The organism is Ktedonosporobacter rubrisoli, from assembly GCF_004208415.1.
Lineage (GTDB): Bacteria > Chloroflexota > Ktedonobacteria > Ktedonobacterales > Ktedonobacteraceae > Ktedonosporobacter > Ktedonosporobacter rubrisoli.
Map to the genome: position 1 here is coordinate 834,011 of NZ_CP035758.1, position 15,708 is coordinate 849,718.

Annotated in this window: 17 protein-coding genes; 4 read left to right on the top strand and 13 right to left on the bottom strand. The window is 53.1% G+C overall.

Annotation, left to right across the window (positions count from 1 at the left end; all coding sequences use genetic code 11):
• Positions 1–80 precede the first annotated feature (80 nt).
• From EPA93_RS03715 to EPA93_RS03725, 3 genes are all read right to left on the bottom strand, one after another.
• The gene (locus EPA93_RS03715) at positions 81–554 is read right to left on the bottom strand and encodes a DUF3291 domain-containing protein (protein ID WP_165422855.1); all 474 of its coding nucleotides are present in this window, start codon (positions 552–554) and stop codon (positions 81–83) included.
• Positions 555–699: 145 nt separating this feature from the next.
• The gene (locus EPA93_RS03720) at positions 700–1,167 is read right to left on the bottom strand and encodes an MmyB family transcriptional regulator (RefSeq protein ID WP_165422856.1); all 468 of its coding nucleotides are present in this window, start codon (positions 1,165–1,167) and stop codon (positions 700–702) included.
• The gene (locus EPA93_RS03725; protein ID WP_129885749.1) at positions 1,056–1,574 is read right to left on the bottom strand and encodes a helix-turn-helix domain-containing protein; all 519 of its coding nucleotides are present in this window, start codon (positions 1,572–1,574) and stop codon (positions 1,056–1,058) included. Before EPA93_RS03725 ends, EPA93_RS03720 begins: the two co-directional genes overlap by 112 nt.
• Positions 1,575–1,797: 223 nt before the next feature.
• Here EPA93_RS03725 and EPA93_RS03730 point away from each other — a divergent pair, with 223 nt between their 5' ends.
• Entirely contained in the window at positions 1,798–2,301 is a 504-nt protein-coding gene (locus EPA93_RS03730; protein WP_129885750.1) for a MarR family winged helix-turn-helix transcriptional regulator, read from the top strand.
• A gap of 32 nt (positions 2,302–2,333) precedes the next feature.
• Here EPA93_RS03730 and EPA93_RS03735 read toward each other — a convergent pair whose 3' ends face one another.
• From EPA93_RS03735 to EPA93_RS03750, 4 genes are all read right to left on the bottom strand, one after another.
• Positions 2,334–3,908, bottom strand: coding sequence for an IS1182 family transposase (locus tag EPA93_RS03735; RefSeq protein ID WP_129885751.1), 1,575 nt, complete (start codon positions 3,906–3,908; stop codon positions 2,334–2,336).
• Positions 3,909–4,008: 100 nt separating this feature from the next.
• Positions 4,009–4,413: a PPOX class F420-dependent oxidoreductase gene (locus EPA93_RS03740; RefSeq protein ID WP_129885752.1), complete on the bottom strand. Its 405-nt coding sequence runs from the start codon at positions 4,411–4,413 to the stop codon at positions 4,009–4,011.
• Positions 4,414–4,435: 22 nt separating this feature from the next.
• Positions 4,436–4,747: a hypothetical protein gene (locus EPA93_RS03745; RefSeq protein ID WP_129885753.1), complete on the bottom strand. Its 312-nt coding sequence runs from the start codon at positions 4,745–4,747 to the stop codon at positions 4,436–4,438.
• 88 nt (positions 4,748–4,835) lie between these two features.
• Positions 4,836–5,156: an EthD family reductase gene (locus EPA93_RS03750; RefSeq protein ID WP_129885754.1), complete on the bottom strand. Its 321-nt coding sequence runs from the start codon at positions 5,154–5,156 to the stop codon at positions 4,836–4,838.
• 253 nt (positions 5,157–5,409) lie between these two features.
• On the opposite strand from EPA93_RS03750, the gene EPA93_RS03755 reads away from it, so the two are divergent.
• Entirely contained in the window at positions 5,410–6,486 is a 1,077-nt protein-coding gene (locus EPA93_RS03755) for a sigma-70 family RNA polymerase sigma factor (protein WP_129885755.1), read from the top strand.
• Positions 6,487–6,742: 256 nt separating this feature from the next.
• Here EPA93_RS03755 and EPA93_RS03760 read toward each other — a convergent pair whose 3' ends face one another.
• On the bottom strand, positions 6,743–7,729 hold the full coding sequence (locus EPA93_RS03760; RefSeq protein WP_165422858.1) for an MmyB family transcriptional regulator: 987 nt from the start codon (positions 7,727–7,729) through the stop codon (positions 6,743–6,745).
• Positions 7,730–7,823: 94 nt separating this feature from the next.
• Here EPA93_RS03760 and EPA93_RS03765 point away from each other — a divergent pair, with 94 nt between their 5' ends.
• Positions 7,824–8,702 carry a hypothetical protein gene (locus EPA93_RS03765; RefSeq protein ID WP_129885756.1) on the top strand — a complete coding sequence of 293 codons (879 nt, stop codon included), beginning with the start codon at positions 7,824–7,826 and terminating at the stop codon, positions 8,700–8,702.
• Positions 8,703–8,789: 87 nt separating this feature from the next.
• Here the strand turns inward: EPA93_RS03765 and EPA93_RS03770 are convergent, their stop codons facing one another.
• Together EPA93_RS03770 and EPA93_RS03780 are read right to left on the bottom strand one after the other, a co-directional pair.
• On the bottom strand, positions 8,790–9,068 hold the full coding sequence (locus EPA93_RS03770; protein WP_129885757.1) for a hypothetical protein: 279 nt from the start codon (positions 9,066–9,068) through the stop codon (positions 8,790–8,792).
• 556 nt (positions 9,069–9,624) lie between these two features.
• Entirely contained in the window at positions 9,625–12,600 is a 2,976-nt protein-coding gene (locus tag EPA93_RS03780; protein ID WP_129885758.1) for a Tn3 family transposase, read from the bottom strand.
• Positions 12,601–12,786: 186 nt separating this feature from the next.
• Here EPA93_RS03780 and EPA93_RS03785 point away from each other — a divergent pair, with 186 nt between their 5' ends.
• Positions 12,787–13,374, top strand: a complete 588-nt coding sequence (locus EPA93_RS03785; RefSeq protein WP_129885759.1) for a recombinase family protein — start codon at positions 12,787–12,789, stop codon at positions 13,372–13,374.
• Between the two features lie 22 nt (positions 13,375–13,396).
• On the opposite strand, the gene EPA93_RS03790 is transcribed toward EPA93_RS03785, so the two are convergent.
• The 3 genes from EPA93_RS03790 to EPA93_RS03800 form a co-directional block, all read right to left on the bottom strand.
• Entirely contained in the window at positions 13,397–13,921 is a 525-nt protein-coding gene (locus tag EPA93_RS03790; RefSeq protein ID WP_129885760.1) for a MarR family transcriptional regulator, read from the bottom strand.
• Positions 13,922–13,945: 24 nt separating this feature from the next.
• Positions 13,946–14,371: a hypothetical protein gene (locus EPA93_RS03795; protein ID WP_129885761.1), complete on the bottom strand. Its 426-nt coding sequence runs from the start codon at positions 14,369–14,371 to the stop codon at positions 13,946–13,948.
• A 113-nt stretch (positions 14,372–14,484) separates the two neighbouring features.
• Positions 14,485–15,423, bottom strand: coding sequence for a phage NrS-1 polymerase family protein (locus EPA93_RS03800; RefSeq protein ID WP_129885762.1), 939 nt, complete (start codon positions 15,421–15,423; stop codon positions 14,485–14,487).
• Positions 15,424–15,708: the final 285 nt, after the last annotated feature.

Sequence of the window (15,708 nt, forward strand, 5' to 3'; positions counted from 1 at the left end):
CACTGCATCGTGAGATGCACTACGCCTCACGATGTATGTACAAGCATCCTCGCTCACTCCAAGCAGGCCAGCACGCCAACTTAGCCCATCAGGCTAGCACCTAAAGTATCCTCACCCGGGGCCCAGAACGTCTTCTCGATCGAAAATGCATAGGCTGTTTCGCCATGGCGGCCCAGATATTCCAGCCTCTCCCGGGCTTCCTGAGCTGAGGGTTGATGCCCTTGAGGAACCCACCAGAGAGCATAGTGAGGCCCATCTATGGCCTGGAACCACTGCTGGCCCTGCTTTATTACTTTCAAATGCTCACTTTTATAAACAAAATTGACATAATCTTCAAGCGTAGCCCAGACCGAGACATTGGCAATAAGCATATGGTCTTCATACAGATCGGTTTCTTTAGCTGTACTTCCTGGTCCACCTCTTCGCCAAATAAAGCCCTGGCTTTTGCGAGCCAACGCATCGATAACTGGTCGCAAAGCTACATAACCTGCCATCCCTGGGTCATTCAGAGGAGCCCGCAAACGACCAATATTAACCTGAGCAAGATGGTACATCCCTTGTTCCTTTCTACTCCATTCCAGGGAGGATATCCTTTCTCCCTGAGCACGAGGATAGTAGAAGTGAGCGCTGATAACAAGGGAGGGATTTATTCCGGTATCTCTGACTACCAGGATACTGAATGGAGGCTTGGTCTCATTTTTACTTTGCTCCTGAGCTATCTTCATACTCGCTCTGCTCACACATCAACTTGAGGAGTTTGGCCGCCGTGTCCGTTTCTGCCACCGGAAGAAGCACGCGCATGTAGAGTCCCTGGTCATAAGAGAACTGAACAGTGATCGGCTGGAGATGCAGACTTCCGATTTGGGGATGGGAGAATGCGATAGGAAGTTCACGTTGCTGCCGTACTTCGTGGAGCAGCCACCAGGCATGAAACTCAGGGCTAACCTCCTGCAGTTGCTCAATCATAGAAGTGAACCAGGCATCATCGAGGTGTTGTCCACTCTGCATACGAAATATTGCCAGCAGTGTGCGAGCCTCTTGTTCCCAATTTAGCATTAAGCTACGAAGACGCGGATGCGCAAAGTGATGCCAAACAACGTTGCGCTCTTCAGCAGGATAGTTTCCCCAATCATCAAGAAGCGTTTCGGCTCTATTCCAGGCCAGCACATTCCAATAGCATCGCGAATATGAGCCGGTGATGGTTCGAGAGCTGCAAGCATAGCCTGAAAGTACGGCTTGAGAGTTCTAGAGAGTAGAGGTGACTGAGGAGGAAGTGGCTGCCGGGCCAGCTGAAATAGATGGACCCGCTCATCCGTGTTGAGTCGGAGAACATGAGCCAGATTTTCTATCACCTCTCTGGAGACTTGAATAGGGCGACCTTGCTCCAGCCAGGTGTACCAGGTCGCGCTAATTCTAAGTAATTCAGCTATATCTTCACGTCTGAGACCAGGCGTACGACGTCTTGGCCGCATTGGTAGACCAATTTTTTCCGGCCTGAGGCTTTCACGCCGCGTGCGCAAGAAGTCTGCCAATTCTTTGCGGCGATCCTCGTCGGAATCGTTGTGCTTGACCATTTGCTCCTCATCACTCTACATCAAGGCTTTATCGCTACAAGTATATTCCATACAGCCTGTATTCGCACCCGATAAAAAGGAAAGCTATTCTGGCCATTCTTGCTCACGTTCCGTCACTGCCGTGCCGGGACAAGGCACAATCTTGCTATTGCTAACCAGAGAGTACAGTGCTATACTCTTAGCAGATTTTGTTGCGTATGGCAACAATAACAGGGAGAGAGATATGGAAGAGAAGGTATCGCCATTGCCCACAACAGGCAGCTTGCTGCGCGAAGTTGCGCGCCTTCACCTACAGCTGCAACGCAACTGCGTGGCCTATTGCACGGGAACTACGACGACGCAATGTACTGTCCTCACAGCATTGGGAAGAAGCGGGCCCGTCACGCTTATTGAGCTCAGCCGCCGCATTGGCTTTGACAAAAGTTGGACAAGCCGAGCAGTAGAGCAGCTCGCCAGGGAAGGCTTGATAGAGAAGTTGCCAAATTCTACGGATCGTCGCACCATTTGCCTTTCACTTTCTGCCTGTGGTCGGGAGCGCCTGGCTGAGATCAACCGCACACTCAACGATTTAGCTGATCAGGCCCTTGCCCATATCCCCGTTCAGGAACATGAGACCATCAGCACTGCCTTGCATTGGCTGCATAAGGGCCTCCTTGAGCTGACAGAGGAAAAGCAACTTGCCTCTGACCCGCCTGCTGAAGGTGGCTCCCTATGCGGGTGCGACTAGCCAGGCCAACTGCTAGAGCATCGGTCAAGTAATCAAGCGGCATCCTGGAGGTCAGCTTGAAACAACTGGGAGCGGGCCAGAACGTGTAAATTGTGGACGACAGCGCAACGGCGCAGATCGAGGAGGTTCTTGCGCAATCCGCGATAGCGAGCACGGCGTCCTTGCCACTGACCGATATGAGCCAGAGTATGCTCGACGGCAACCCGTTCGCGCAATTTGGCCCGCCCCTGCGAGGTCTGTTGGAGCTCTCGTAACTCGATGAGCAAGGCTTCATCAGGATGAATGCTCACGCTGCGTCCCTTGGAACTGGTGGTGCATTGAGCTTTCAGGGGGCACTCCGCACACGTCTCTTTGGGGAAATGGACTACACCGCCGGGCACAAATGGCATCTCCTGCTTGGCGGGACACTGAATGGTCTGTCGCTCCCAGTTCAGCATAAAGGCTTGTTTGTGAAACCGTTTGCCATTGCGAACGGGCCAGGCTTTGCAAAATACTTCCAGTTCGTCGCCGCGCTCGCGAACCAGATGACTACTCAAATAGGCCCGATCAATATGCAATTCTTTCAAGGAAGCCGCTTGCTGGGCCAAATCTTCGCTGATCACTTCGGTCACGCTGGCTTCGGGCGCATTCGCTGGAGTAATACCCACTGCTCGGATGAGACAGGTGTCCAGATCGTGGAGCACATGCCGCTTGTAGCCATCCACGCGCACGCTGCGACTTTTGCGTCCATGCCGCATCTCGGAATCTTCGACGCTGATGCGTCGATCTTTTGCCACTCCTTTGATCAGGCTTGCCTTTCCTTTCTCATCGACTTCTACATCTTGCGCCTGGATCTGTTGTGCAACTGAAAGAGACGGCTGAGCCATTTGCGCATCTTCCTGTTGCAGGGTCTGCACCCAGGTTTCCACGGCTTGTAACACGTTCAAGACCAAGGTCAGCGCCTCATCTTTCTCGATTTGTTGGTCCCAGTCGCGATCCAACGCCGCTTTCAGACTGCTCTCACAGACTAACTCTGCTCCAGCCTCCTTCGCTACCTCAACCAGATCCCTCTCCTGCTGATCAGCCACCACGCGCATCACCTTTTTGAGCGCGTGTCCTACCAGGTTATACGTATCCTCGACTCGCCCAGCTCCCCATAATGGGCTGCTATCCAGTGCAGCACGTAATGCCCGTGCTCCAAATCCCTGACTCTGGCTGGCAAGCTCGATGGTTCGCTCAATGAGCCGCCGATCCATCTGAGCTTCGATGAGCCGCTTTCGGAAAGCTACCAGTGTGCCTTTGCTGAACGGTGCCTGCTCCGTATCCAGACAATCCAATACCAACTGCCAGCGTCGATCCATAAGGGTTGCTTCAATCACCTCATCATCCGAGACGCCCGTGTCCGCTTGGACAATGGTCGCAAGGGCTAATTGCGCAGGCGGAATGGGAGGCTGCCCACGGAGACTCGGTGCATAGAGCGTCGCCAGCTCTCCTTGAAATGCGTCATCAAAGAGCTCGTGGCGGTGATGACGGAGAAAGACAAACAATTTCGCTCGTTTGATGAGGGTGATGATAGTCCGCTCAAGAGATGAGAGTTCAACCGGAGGATGCCAGGTTGAAGGACCCATGTGATACTCGCTTTCCGCAAGCTCTCTGGAATGCTCAAGATGTCAAAAAGCGGGCGAGAACACGTGTCTCGCCCGCTTTGCAGAAGGGGTAGAGGAGGGATCAGAGGCTCCTCTTAGGCTGGGCAACATGTTCGGGTCGAACGACAATGATAAAATGTGCCATTCCTGGTTGATCCCACGGGTAGGTGTCCCGCCCGAGATACCGTTTCGTCAGGGCATTGAGAAAGAGCAGATCGGGATCTTCCTCGATGCGAACCACCTTCCCGCGTATCTCAAGGTTGCGGTACGGGTTGTTCGGATCAACAATGGAAAGCGCGAGACGAGGATCACGCTCGAGATTGCGGAACTTCTGGCGATCTCTGGTTTGACTGAAACGGATGTGGTTGCCATCCCAGTCGAACCAGACCGGGGTGTTCTGTGGCTCACCGTTCGGCCCGATGGTGGCGACATGGGCCAGGGTGGCTGTGTGCAGCAAATCAGTGTATTCCTGTAGAATATCTGCCATCTGCGTGTGTTTCCTTTCATCCTTAAAGCAGTTTAGCAGTCGAACCAACGACGCTTAATCTGGTCGGTGCAGTCAGCGGCACTTCAGGAGAACTTTCGACCAGCGCTGTTCTCCATGCTTGCAGTGACCCGAGTTGGAAAAACGTCTGTTCTGCTTCTTCATGCTCGCAGAAAAGGAAGTGGAGAAAGGTCTTTCCGTCCTCTTTGACAAAGATGCTCGATCCAATATCCGTTCGACCTAAGGTCCGCAGGTCCTCTAGAATCCGACGAATATACTTCTGGTTCTCTGCCGCGTACTCCGCTCGCACTGTGTACTGAATGTGTGTAATGATCATCACTCATCATCTCCTTTTACGTAGTCAACCTCAAGTGGCTGAAGTGATCAGAGCCGCGCACGCGCTGCAAACAACCTCGCCTAACAGATCAGTCATGAGCACTCTCAAGCTCCTCTACCTCATACACCATGCTTCGCACTTGAGCATGGTGGGCTAAATTGGCAACGTCTTGCGAGACTGCTTGGCCTTGGGGAGATTGGAATGCCTTCTGGAGCGCCTCCATGGTGTCCCACTCTGCCTCGGCTATCCAGTAATAGGGTTCGCCTCGAAGCGCAGTAGCGTGACAACCAGCCGTGTAGCGTCGCAGGCTAGGCAATTGCCTGACCAATGGGATATGCACCTCGCGATAGTGGCGTTCAAACGCAACGGGATCGGCTGGGGTATTCCAGAGTACGAGAAACTTAACCATGTCGTCCTCACTTTCAGATGGTGTTTTATGGAAGTACTCTACTCATGAAACTGTTGGAAAGCACAAAACTGTTCGGTCTGACAGGAATATTTTTCGTCACCTGCTCCATTGGGTCTGAGCAGGTGAGGACTGCTTGAACCAATGGCAAAGAACCTGCACCATGTGGCAGAATGAGCGTGCTTGAGACAACAGGCCAGCACCGGTGATCTGAGTGCGGCTTTTGATGAGCAAGGAAAGAGCAGCGAGAAGAAAGATGTACAGTGTGACAGGGAAACACCGGCAAGCTGATTGTATGAATGAGGCTCCGATCACAGACCAGGCGAGTCTGGACCAGTCTTCTTGTGGTCTGTTGTTCGAATCCTATCGCCATGAGCTGCTCCTGCACTGTTATCGTCTCCTGGGGTCACTTCATGATGCCGAGGATGCAGTGCAAGAGACGATGTTGCGCGCCTGGCGACACTTTGACACGTTCACCCAGAAGGGTCCAGGATCGCTGCGCGCCTGGCTGTACAAGATTGCGACTAATACCAGTTTGGACCTGCTTAAGAAACGCTTGCCGCGCACGCTGCCCACCGCAGCCACACCGCCGTGGGACCCGGACAGGCCGGTTGCCAAGAGGGAAGCTGAGGAGCTCTGGCTTGAGCCGTTCCCTAACAGTTGGCTGGCGGAGGCGACGGAGAACCCGGAAGCTCGATATACCAGAGGCGAAAGCGTGTCCTTGGCCTTCCTCACCGCCCTCCAACTACTTCCGCCTCGCCAGCGGGCCATTTTGCTCCTCTCGGATGTGCTAGACTGGCGCGCCGTCGAGATCGCGCAACTGCTTGAGATCTCGGGAGGAGCGGTGAACAGCGCTTTGCACCGCGCCAGAGTGACGCTGGAAAAGAATTATCCAAGCTTGCAGCGAGAGATGGCGCAAGTGGATCGCGTGGATGCAGCCACGAAGATGTTGCTTACCCGCTATCTCCAGGCGTGGGAAACAGGTGATGTGAATGGACTCGTGGCACTTCTCAAAGAAGACGCGACGCTCTCCATGCCTCCGATCCCTTCGTGGTATCAGGGACGAGAAGCGATTCGTACCTTTTTCCGTGCGGTCTTATTCCCTTCTGGTGTGCAGAATCGGTGGCGTTTATCTCCGACGCGTGCCAATGGACAACCGGCATTTGTCGTGTATCGAGCTGACGAGGCAACGAGGGCCTACCGAGCGTTCGCGCTACAAGTTGTCACCCTCGATGCGACGCTGAGCGATCTGCCGCAGGTCGCCTCTGTGACAGCATTCCTTGAGCCAGAACTCGTCACCTCCTTCGGTTTCCCGCTTCAACTCTGCCAATAAAGGCATGACCCCACACTTGCACCTCATTGGTTTCCTGAGTACAGCATTTCTTGACCGATGCTCTAGGCTCGCCATCGCAGCAACAGTAGCGAAGATCACACAGCCACCTTTGGGCACGCTTGCGCACACCCAAGGAAAATCCAAAGGATGTATGCGCTTAGACAATGATCCGTATACAGTAGTGAGAGCATGATCAACCTGCAAATCTAAGATGTATGCGCTTATAGAAACTATCTGCATACACCATCGAGCAAGATTAGAGTATGATCAACCCTCTTACACCGCGCGCCATTTTTTGCCGGTGATGTTCGTCGACAACTCTTTTATTGATACCAATCTCAAAGCCATGCGCCGCAAGAGATTGCGAGATGCCTTTGGCTTTCTTTGGTTCGTATCCGTGTGCCTCGCACCACTTTGCATAAGCGGTCATGATAGCGCTGTTGGCTACCCATGCCCCTTTCACTCTTTTACAGCACGCTCTCAACCATAAGCCAACCGTGTTTTGTCCTGATAGCTGTGCCTGTGGAAGATGGTGAACCACTTCAGGTGCAGGAAGCCTCTGGCCTGCGTATTGATACCACTGTGCCAGAAGCTGCTCCAGTTTGCGCGGCGTGTCTGCTCCCTCCAACGGAGTATACACGGTAACTTTGAGATCCGGCGTATCAAAGACCTGAAAGGTAAGCCGTTCAAACATAAGATATCCCATCTGTGGATGATTAAGCGTTTTCTGCCCTTCTTGCCCACCACGCACTTCATGATCGGGCCACCAGGCGCGAAATTCAGGACTTGCAAGCATGAGATCATGAATCAATTCGGCCAGCCGGACGTCTCCAGGACAGCGGGCACAACTGCTGCGGAATTGGGCTAAGAGCTGTCGCGCATCTTCTTCCCAATTAACAACGAATTGCCGATTCAAGGGATTGGTGAAGATACTCCAGATCGTATTGCGCTCACGCGGGGCGGTCATCAGACGAAAATCTCCAAAGACCGCGCATCCAGCAGCGTTCCAGGCCAGGACATCCCAGCGTCTTCCTGACACAAAGGCAGGGCGCGTGCCAAACTGATCAAGGAAATGTTGTAAGGTTGGGCTCACGATCTCAGTGTCTGACAAAAGCGCCGGAGGCGGCTGCTGATGTGCTAAGAGGAAAAGATGGTTTCTTTCATTAGCATCCAAACGCAACGTTTGTACCAGGCGCTCTACAATGACTGGACACCTATGAAAATAATGTTCTCCCTTGTACATGACGAATCCGTAGCCCAAACAGAGGGACTACGGATCAATGTACACCACTTTACCATTGCCGGATAGCCGGAAAGGAAAAGGAAGGGAGACCATTATGATCCGGGAATCATGGAAAACGATAGCACTCGCAAGAGCCGAAATTATCACTGACCTATGGGAAGTTGCTAAAGCATATGCGGGCCGTGCCGCCGAATGGGTATTGTTCCTATGCATGGTCGTTAACATTGTTGAAATGCTGCCAGGTGTGAATATCGCTGGCTGGATATTGAACACGGTACTTGGTGTCCAGGTCGTGATGCTGGACATCGGCGGAATGAGTTTAGGCACGATGGCATCTCATATCCGCGAGCAAGGGAATGCAGAAGCAGCAAAGAAGGCCGATGTCACCAGCAAATTTTTAATCGGATTGATGGTAGTTACTTTGCTCCTGGTTTCCATCGGCATGCTTTTCCCGGCGATAAAGCTTTATACGGACATGGGCGAAAAAGGGCTTATCCTCGTTCGCGTGGTGATGACCGTGATTTACGGCCATGTAATTCATTCGTTGCGCAGTACCAGCAAGACTCAACCAGTACCGGCAACACCGCCCGCTGCCGTACCGGATAGTGCGGAACTGGAGGCTATCATCCGTGGAATTCTGGTTCCAGTACTGGCGCAGTACCGCACCGATGCAAGAGCGGATATTGCGGAACAGGTAAAACAAGCACTTTCTCTGGTTGCTATTGCCGGTGAGAAAGAAATGCCATCTGTCAGTTCTTCCGATAGGAAGAGGCTATCCCCTGCTCCCACTTCGCTTGCGTCCGTGCGCCGGATGGAAGAGGGCTATGCCAGCCGGGAAACGCGTTTATCAGACGCCCACCAGGCGCTCTTGCAGGAGGGAATACGCCCAACAGGAGATACGTTGTCCAGGCGAGCACGTTGCAATCGTGCTGTGGCGCTTAACTGGCTGAAAGCGCAGAAAATCGCCGGATAAATCAATAACGGGGCTTGTGTGTCATCACGTGACGGGCAAGCCTTTTTATTTCGTTTAATTCCGATTCCAGTGTGAGAATCGTACTACTCAAGTACCGGAACTACCCTTCGGTACTGAAATACCAAGCATTTCCTCGTATCTGTCGAGTAGTTCCAGGAAAGTGATGTGGCCGAGATGCTGCTGGTAGCGCAGCATCCACATATCCTTATAGGTTTCCTCATTCAGAGGACGCGGGACAGGAACCGGCTTCCCCTGTTCTTCCATGAAATCAAAAAAAGCGTCTAGCTGCGTCACGAATTCAGAGAAGCTATCTTCTGTCGGTTCAATGATTGGCTCAACGAAGGAAAACATCGAATTATCGAGCATATGACCCTCCCTCGCCTATGGTATGCAATGCGGTTATGGCACTATTTTACCATGACACAAGCGATGGCCGGAAGTGTGGCGGAATGGAATGACCCTTTTCGGTGCGTTGCGCAGAAATAGCCTATCACTAAAAATTCCCTTAGCGCCTGTTTCCGCACGAATGTGCATAGCGCCCTTTTTTTGTCCCTGGTGGTTCAATTGTTTGTTTTACCCCTAAGAAGAAATATGTTCTATCTTGCCGTCGCCGGATATAAAAAGGGCGGTGATAAATGTGCGCCGCTTGGCAAGTTCCGGCAGGCGAAGCCATAAGTTGCGGTACTGTGCAATATCCGGGAACGCAATAGAATAACTAGCTTTAGGGGGTCATGGCAGAATATTCCCAGAATTGTACGCTAAGGACGAGAATATGAGGATTCTTGCGGCGTTCAGCCACCCCCATCTCAACTTCTGTGAATATTAATGAGTATTTGATATTATGTTTCATGAGATGGGATATTGATGCATGGTTGCAAGGATTTTTAGCGCCTTCTGATGCTGTCTCATCAAACGACCCTCCTTATTCCCTCTTGAACCATTCTGCATTTGGGTTTCGGAGGGGGCGGAAGGGGGCTTGCAGCGGCTCTTTCGGCCAGATGTAGTCACCATTGAGGCTGATATGCTCCCAGCCAAGCGGAGAGGTATGCGGCAACAGTTCATCCGGGATAATAACGCCGCTGTTTCTGAGTTCGGTAATGGCACGGTTCAGGTAGACCGCGTTCCACAGGATAATGGCGGATACGACCAGGTTCAGCCCGGAAGCGCGGTAACGCTGGTTTTCCAGCGTGCGGTCATGAAACTCCCCATGCCGGTGAAAGAATACGCTACGCGCCAGAGAGTGACGGGATTCTCCCTTGTTGAGGGTGCCGTGTGAGCGTTTCCGCAACTCAGGATCGCTAATCCAGTCCAGGGTAAAACAGGAACGCTCTATCTTGCCTATCTCCTTCTGGGCTTTCGCCAGGCTATGCTGGCGCGGATAGGCACGTAGCTTGCGCAACAGTACCGAAGGCGCACAGCTGCCTGCCTTGATAGAAGCGGCAAAATGCAGGGTTTCCTCCCAGGTGGCTTCGATATGCCTGAGATCCACCGTACCTCCCATCAGTGGGGAGAACACCTCATAGTGGGTGCTTTCCGGCATCCGGTACAGTTTTCGCTCTGCCAAATCCCGGATGCGCGGAGAGAATCGGATTCCCAGCAGATGAAACAAGGCAAAGATATGGTCTACGGCTCCTGCCGTGTCCGTAAAATGTTCGATAATCTTGAGCGTCGTCTCATGATGCATGATGGCATCCAGTACGTAGGGTGCTTCGCCAATGCTGGGAGCGATAGGTTGCAGGCCGAAGCCGCCGAACATGTCGCTTTGATGTCCATATAACAACAGGCCGGGGTCGATGCCGTGTTTGGCGTTATGGCCTGCGCGGTCTTTTCCACGCCCGCCAGAAAGGAAGAACTGCCCATCTGACGAAGAGATCTGTCCGCTGCCCCAGAAAGCGGCGAGAGGTTCGGCATGCAGGGCATCTACCAGCAGCGCGGTCGCCGGTTTATAGGTTTCATCGCGCACATACCATTCAGCTATCCAGACGAGTTTGGCATGCGTCAGTTCGCCGGAACTGCGGGCCATGCGTGACAGGCCAAGATTGGTAGCGTCAGCCAGGAGCACGCTCATCAGCGCAAGCATATCCGAAGGCGGCTCTCCGTTGCGCAGATGCCCGAAGCAGTCGGCAAATCCTGTCCAGTGATTGACCTCCATCAGTAGGTCGGTGATACGCACACGCGGCAGCATTCTGTAAAGCCGGTATGACAGCTCCTCTGCTTCCGGGGGCGTGCTGCGTTTAATAGGAGATATAGATAATCCTTCCTCATTGAGAACAGCATCAGGTAATTGGCCGGACTCCGCCAAATCTGCGACGGTCTTCATACGGGTTTCCAGTGCTTCCATACGCTGATCGCGCCAGTCCTCAAAACGTGTCGGGATGCCCAGATTCAGGTCGCCTTTCTCTTTCTTCTCGATATAGACGGTCTTGGGAAGGAGATATTCATCAAAGGGGCGGAATGCGCGGCTGCCTTCCACCCAGATGCTTCCGGCAAGGCGGTCACGCAGCTCCACCATGACGGCCACTTCCCACACCTGGCGCTTCTTCTTGACTTCCGCCGCCCACATCAGTTTCTTCCATTTGGGTTGCAGGAAAGCAACCGGCAGGTTTTCTTTCGCTACCCTCCGATGGGTGGCGTACATTCCCCGTAGCATCTCCAGCGCTGCCAGTAACGGGTCGCCGGGAGTGGCCGCGCAGAAGGTGAAATGTTCAAGCAGCAAGGGGGCAAGCCTGCGGATAGTAGCATGGCGTTCCAACACATCCTCCAAGCTATCATCGCGTGTGGCCTGGATGGCGGCTTCTGCGGCTTTCACCACTTCGGCCAGCCTGTCCCAGCCAATATCTTTCTCGATGGCGCTGTCTGTATCGCCTCCGGTATCATGGGCGGCAAGCACGGACTTCGCCAGCTTCAGCAAGGTTTTGGAGGTCTTCTTCAGCACCTTTGCCCTTTCTGACAGATGCTCTTTATGGGATTTTTCTGCGGAACGGAACACAGTGCCTATCATTTTACCGGCCATAGCGAGTGCGGCATCAATCAGCAGTGTTTCGGTTTCCCGCGCAAAGACGATGAGTGAGGCAATCCGACGTGCCTCATCCTGGCGGGAAAGGTGCTGGGCATCCATGATAGCCACTTCCCGGACGATAGCCATATAACGCGCACGGTGGATACGCTGTTCACGATCCGGCGCTACCGCAAGCCTGCGCACCGTGTTCAACCGTTCCAGTATGCCTGTGAGGTTCTTGAGCTTGGGCATTTCCTGCCACTGGCGTAGCCAGGCAAACGGCGAGGTTTTTTCTTCCTCTTTGACGATAAGCAGTGCTTCCAGAGCGATTTTGCAGGCAGCATCCAGTCCGGCAGTCAAGGACTTATAGGCTTGCTGCCGAGCGGTTGCCCTTGCGGCAAGCGCAATTCGTTCTATCATGGCGGTTGCCGGGAGCAAAATGCGCTTCTGCTGTAGCCAGGTCAGCATCGCCGCTACAATGGCTTCACCCTTTTCGGTGCCATTGGCTTCTGTGACGGCAGCTTTAGAAAGGGCACGCAGGTCGGAAGCCTGGAACGAGCGCATACCGAGATATGATAGCAGTTCGCTGCTATGCTCGCGCCGGGTTTCATCACGTTGTGCATACCGTTGGAACACTTTTGGAGCAATGGCAAGCTGCTCGGCTATAAATCCGAGGAGTTCCTCTGGCGGCGTTTCATCCTGTCCCAGCACCCGTCCCGGATAGCGCATGTAAGCCATATGTACGGCAAAGCCCAGCCGATTCTCTGGCCGCCGCCGTTTCCTTATCAACGCCATGTTGTCCTCAGACAAGCTGTAGTATTTGATGATAGTCGCCGGATCTGTCGGCGGATTGAACAACGCAGTGCGTGACTGCGCAGAGAGAATCTCATGCTTCTTCATGGGGGCTTACTCAGAAATTGTATAGGGAGGATGTCTCATCAAACGCTCGTTTGATGATGCAGGGAGGGTGTCACGTTATTTTTACGGGAAAGTCGGATATTTTTGTATCATTCTATTGTCTCATTAATTATAGTCGCAAATACGCATCATTGCATAATAATAATGAGATAAGAAGGCAAGCACAGCATGAATAAACAGGTCGGATATGCGCGGGTCAGTTCCCATGCCCAGGATTTGCAACTGCAAATTGATGCGCTCCGCAAAGCCGGTTGTGCTGAAGAACACATCTTCATTGATAAGGTGTCCGGTGCCCGTACCGAGCGTCCCGGCCTCAATGCCTCCCTGGAACTATTGCAGCCCGGCGATACCCTGACAGTCTGGAGGCTGGATCGTCTCGGTCGTTCCATGCCGCATCTGGTTGCCCTGGTGGAAGGCTTGCTCAAGCGTAAGATTGGGTTTCGTTCCCTCTGTGACGGCTCCATTGACACAACAACCGCATCCGGCGAGCTGATGTTTAATATCTTCTCGTCCCTGGCACAGTTTGAGCGCCGTCTTATCCAGGAACGCACTAAGGCAGGACTGGCTGCCGCGCGTGCCCGTGGGCGTAAAGGCGGCAGGAAACAGACCATAAGCGATGACCCGCGAGTCAAAACCGCCAAGCGCATGCATAAGGATCACGGCATGAGCATCGCTCATATCTGCCAAATCCTCAAAATCTCCCGTGCTACTTTCTACAGATATATCGCCTTACCAGAAGAAAAAAGCGCTGCCTGACCTCTGTAGGCAACAGAAATCCTCATATTCTCGTCCTTAGCGTACGATTCTGGGAATATTCTGCCATGACCCCTTTAGGGTCATCCATGCGCTGTAAAAGCTCTGCAAGCGCACCAAGAAAGTAGTTCACGCGCATAGACGGATATGATCCTATGCCCTTGACCTCAATAATCCAGCGAGCATTACCTTTACTGGCGTGAATGTCTATACCACGCGTTTTTCCCCATTTAACATCATAATTCCAGCCATCTGCCGCAAGCCAGTTGGCTATGTGCTGTTTTACAGCATCTTCAGAATGCACATCAAACGCGGCGTTTGGAGAATTAGGCTGTATTCGCAATGGGGCAGTATCCAACAGGTAGTTACCTATTTTACCGTCGTCCCGATGTATCCTATTAACCACCTTCCTTTGCGCCAGAAGACGGCAAACGCTGTTGACGGGTTGCTGGAGGCTATTCTTTCCCAGGATTTTGTTTGTCAGTTCCCGGTCGGTTAGACCGGAGAATTGTTGAAGGGTAGAGATGATCTTTTCGGCAAGGATAGTCATTGGCAGAATATTCTCACTTCACGGCTAAACTGGCGGCTTTCTTTTTCCCTGCATCACTTCAATAGCCAGTTGCCCGTCATCCATTTCCATAATCCTGTTCAGGGTGCCTTCACGGATTTCGTCTGCCAGTTTAAGGCTGGCGGCGAGCACCCCGCGAAGTTTAACGAGTTGTGCGGTAAGCCTGTCAATTTCCTTGCCCTGGTCGGCGCTGGTCATCTCTTTCTCGAACCGGCGCAACTGCTCCTCATAAAGCCACAGGTCTTCAAGCTGACTGCCATGCACTTCATAGACGCGGTTGATAGCCAAATCATCCATGACATGCGGCTTTTCCCTGGCCTGCTGCAAGCTGCCATATACTTCTTCAGCCGCTTCCAGCATTCCATCTATCATCCATGCCACACGGGGCATTTCCGTAATTTTCAGCCATTGGGGAGAAGGGCCTGTTTTCATTCGTTCCTGACTTACCTCAAAAGCGGTTGCGGCAAAGCGTCGCAACCGCACAAAATCATTTATTATCATCTTACTATGACGCAAGCCGTCTTTTGTCAAAGGGTAATCGGGGGTTAGAGCTGCCGTGAGGTTTGGGTTGCTTTTTCGATGGTCATCTCCCCATAGGTCGCGCCGTCGCTGCGGTGTACAGTGTCCCATTTCTGTTGCAGCTCTTCATCCTGCCGGTACATATTCGATGCTTTGAAAAGCCGCTCCACCTGCCCTTCGTCTCCATTCGTCCAGTAGACCAGCATGGCGATAAGGGCAAGCTGTGCTTCGGAGCGGCTGCGGTAGCCAGTGATATCGCCAGAACATAAACGGGTGAACTTGGCTCCGTTCCTGGCCTCGCCTGCTTTTTTCAGCAATGCCTGGTCATCCCGCGTAATGGGCTGGTAGCGCCTGATAGTCTCCGGTTCGGGACGTGGCTGCTGCCTGGGCGGTTTCAGTAGCGCATAAATTTGATGGATGGCTTCCTGGTCTGTCCGGATCTCGCGCTGCTCCCCTACCCGCTCGCCGGTAATGGTGATGTAGCGCTTCGCCGCGTACATCTCGCCCTTGTCCGATTTCATGCCGAGGACAGGATGGCCGTTTTCTGCTGGCAGACTCCCTCGCAGGAAAATATGCAGTCCTTTCCCGCTGGGGCTTACCTCCGTGTAGGATTGCGCCAGGTCGAACACCTGCCTGGCGGTTCGGGTGATGCGCCGCACGCCGTCTATGTCCCGCAGGCAGTTGTCGAGGTCAATGACGACGATGCCGCTATTCTCCAGCATGAACCCGACGCCCTGATAGTGGCCGGTATCGAGCGCGGCCATTGCCTGCGTGTAACTGCACCAGCCCTGCGGGTCGTCCACGCTGGCAGCTCTGCCGCCTGGTTGAAACGGTGGCTTTTTCGGCTTGTCCTTGCCGGGGATGTGCTGGTATTTCCAGAGCACCCATTGCGGGATGGATTTGAGCAGCTCCGGCACATTGCCGCTGTGTATCCGTTCGGCAATCCCGCCGTCCGCCAGTACCATCCCCCTGCCCCCCCACCCGTGTTTACTCAAAACTGCCGAGGTGCAGTATCGTGGCTATTTTGTGCTGTCAGGCAAGGGATTTATGCCGCCTTCAACACAGGCTCTTTTTTTGTTGACAGTTTCTCATGAGCGTCCTATGTTATTTTGGGTTATTTTTATGATGTGCTTAATATTGTGCTGTGGTGTTCATTCTGAGACGCCCATTTGTTCAATGGGCATGAAACTGTACGGAGTGTGTCAGAGAATAGCCTGGCGTGATGGATAAAGATAAAAAAGTTTCTATAT

What these genes read in the sequence shown, in the direction of transcription:
- EPA93_RS03715 (WP_165422855.1), bottom strand. Translation starts at nt 554, where the DNA reads ATGTACCATCTTGCTCAGGTTAATATTGGTCGTTTGCGGGCTCCTCTG.
- EPA93_RS03725 (WP_129885749.1), bottom strand. Translation starts at nt 1,574, where the DNA reads ATGGTCAAGCACAACGATTCCGACGAGGATCGCCGCAAAGAATTGGCA.
- EPA93_RS03730 (WP_129885750.1), top strand. Translation starts at nt 1,798, where the DNA reads ATGGAAGAGAAGGTATCGCCATTGCCCACAACAGGCAGCTTGCTGCGC.
- EPA93_RS03735 (WP_129885751.1), bottom strand. Translation starts at nt 3,908, where the DNA reads ATGGGTCCTTCAACCTGGCATCCTCCGGTTGAACTCTCATCTCTTGAG.
- EPA93_RS03740 (WP_129885752.1), bottom strand. Translation starts at nt 4,413, where the DNA reads ATGGCAGATATTCTACAGGAATACACTGATTTGCTGCACACAGCCACC.
- EPA93_RS03745 (WP_129885753.1), bottom strand. Translation starts at nt 4,747, where the DNA reads ATGATCATTACACACATTCAGTACACAGTGCGAGCGGAGTACGCGGCA.
- EPA93_RS03750 (WP_129885754.1), bottom strand. Translation starts at nt 5,156, where the DNA reads ATGGTTAAGTTTCTCGTACTCTGGAATACCCCAGCCGATCCCGTTGCG.
- EPA93_RS03755 (WP_129885755.1), top strand. Translation starts at nt 5,410, where the DNA reads ATGTACAGTGTGACAGGGAAACACCGGCAAGCTGATTGTATGAATGAG.
- EPA93_RS03760 (WP_165422858.1), bottom strand. Translation starts at nt 7,729, where the DNA reads ATGTACAAGGGAGAACATTATTTTCATAGGTGTCCAGTCATTGTAGAG.
- EPA93_RS03765 (WP_129885756.1), top strand. Translation starts at nt 7,824, where the DNA reads ATGATCCGGGAATCATGGAAAACGATAGCACTCGCAAGAGCCGAAATT.
- EPA93_RS03770 (WP_129885757.1), bottom strand. Translation starts at nt 9,068, where the DNA reads ATGCTCGATAATTCGATGTTTTCCTTCGTTGAGCCAATCATTGAACCG.
- EPA93_RS03780 (WP_129885758.1), bottom strand. Translation starts at nt 12,600, where the DNA reads ATGAAGAAGCATGAGATTCTCTCTGCGCAGTCACGCACTGCGTTGTTC.
- EPA93_RS03785 (WP_129885759.1), top strand. Translation starts at nt 12,787, where the DNA reads ATGAATAAACAGGTCGGATATGCGCGGGTCAGTTCCCATGCCCAGGAT.
- EPA93_RS03790 (WP_129885760.1), bottom strand. Translation starts at nt 13,921, where the DNA reads ATGACTATCCTTGCCGAAAAGATCATCTCTACCCTTCAACAATTCTCC.
- EPA93_RS03795 (WP_129885761.1), bottom strand. Translation starts at nt 14,371, where the DNA reads ATGAAAACAGGCCCTTCTCCCCAATGGCTGAAAATTACGGAAATGCCC.
- EPA93_RS03800 (WP_129885762.1), bottom strand. Translation starts at nt 15,423, where the DNA reads ATGGTACTGGCGGACGGCGGGATTGCCGAACGGATACACAGCGGCAAT.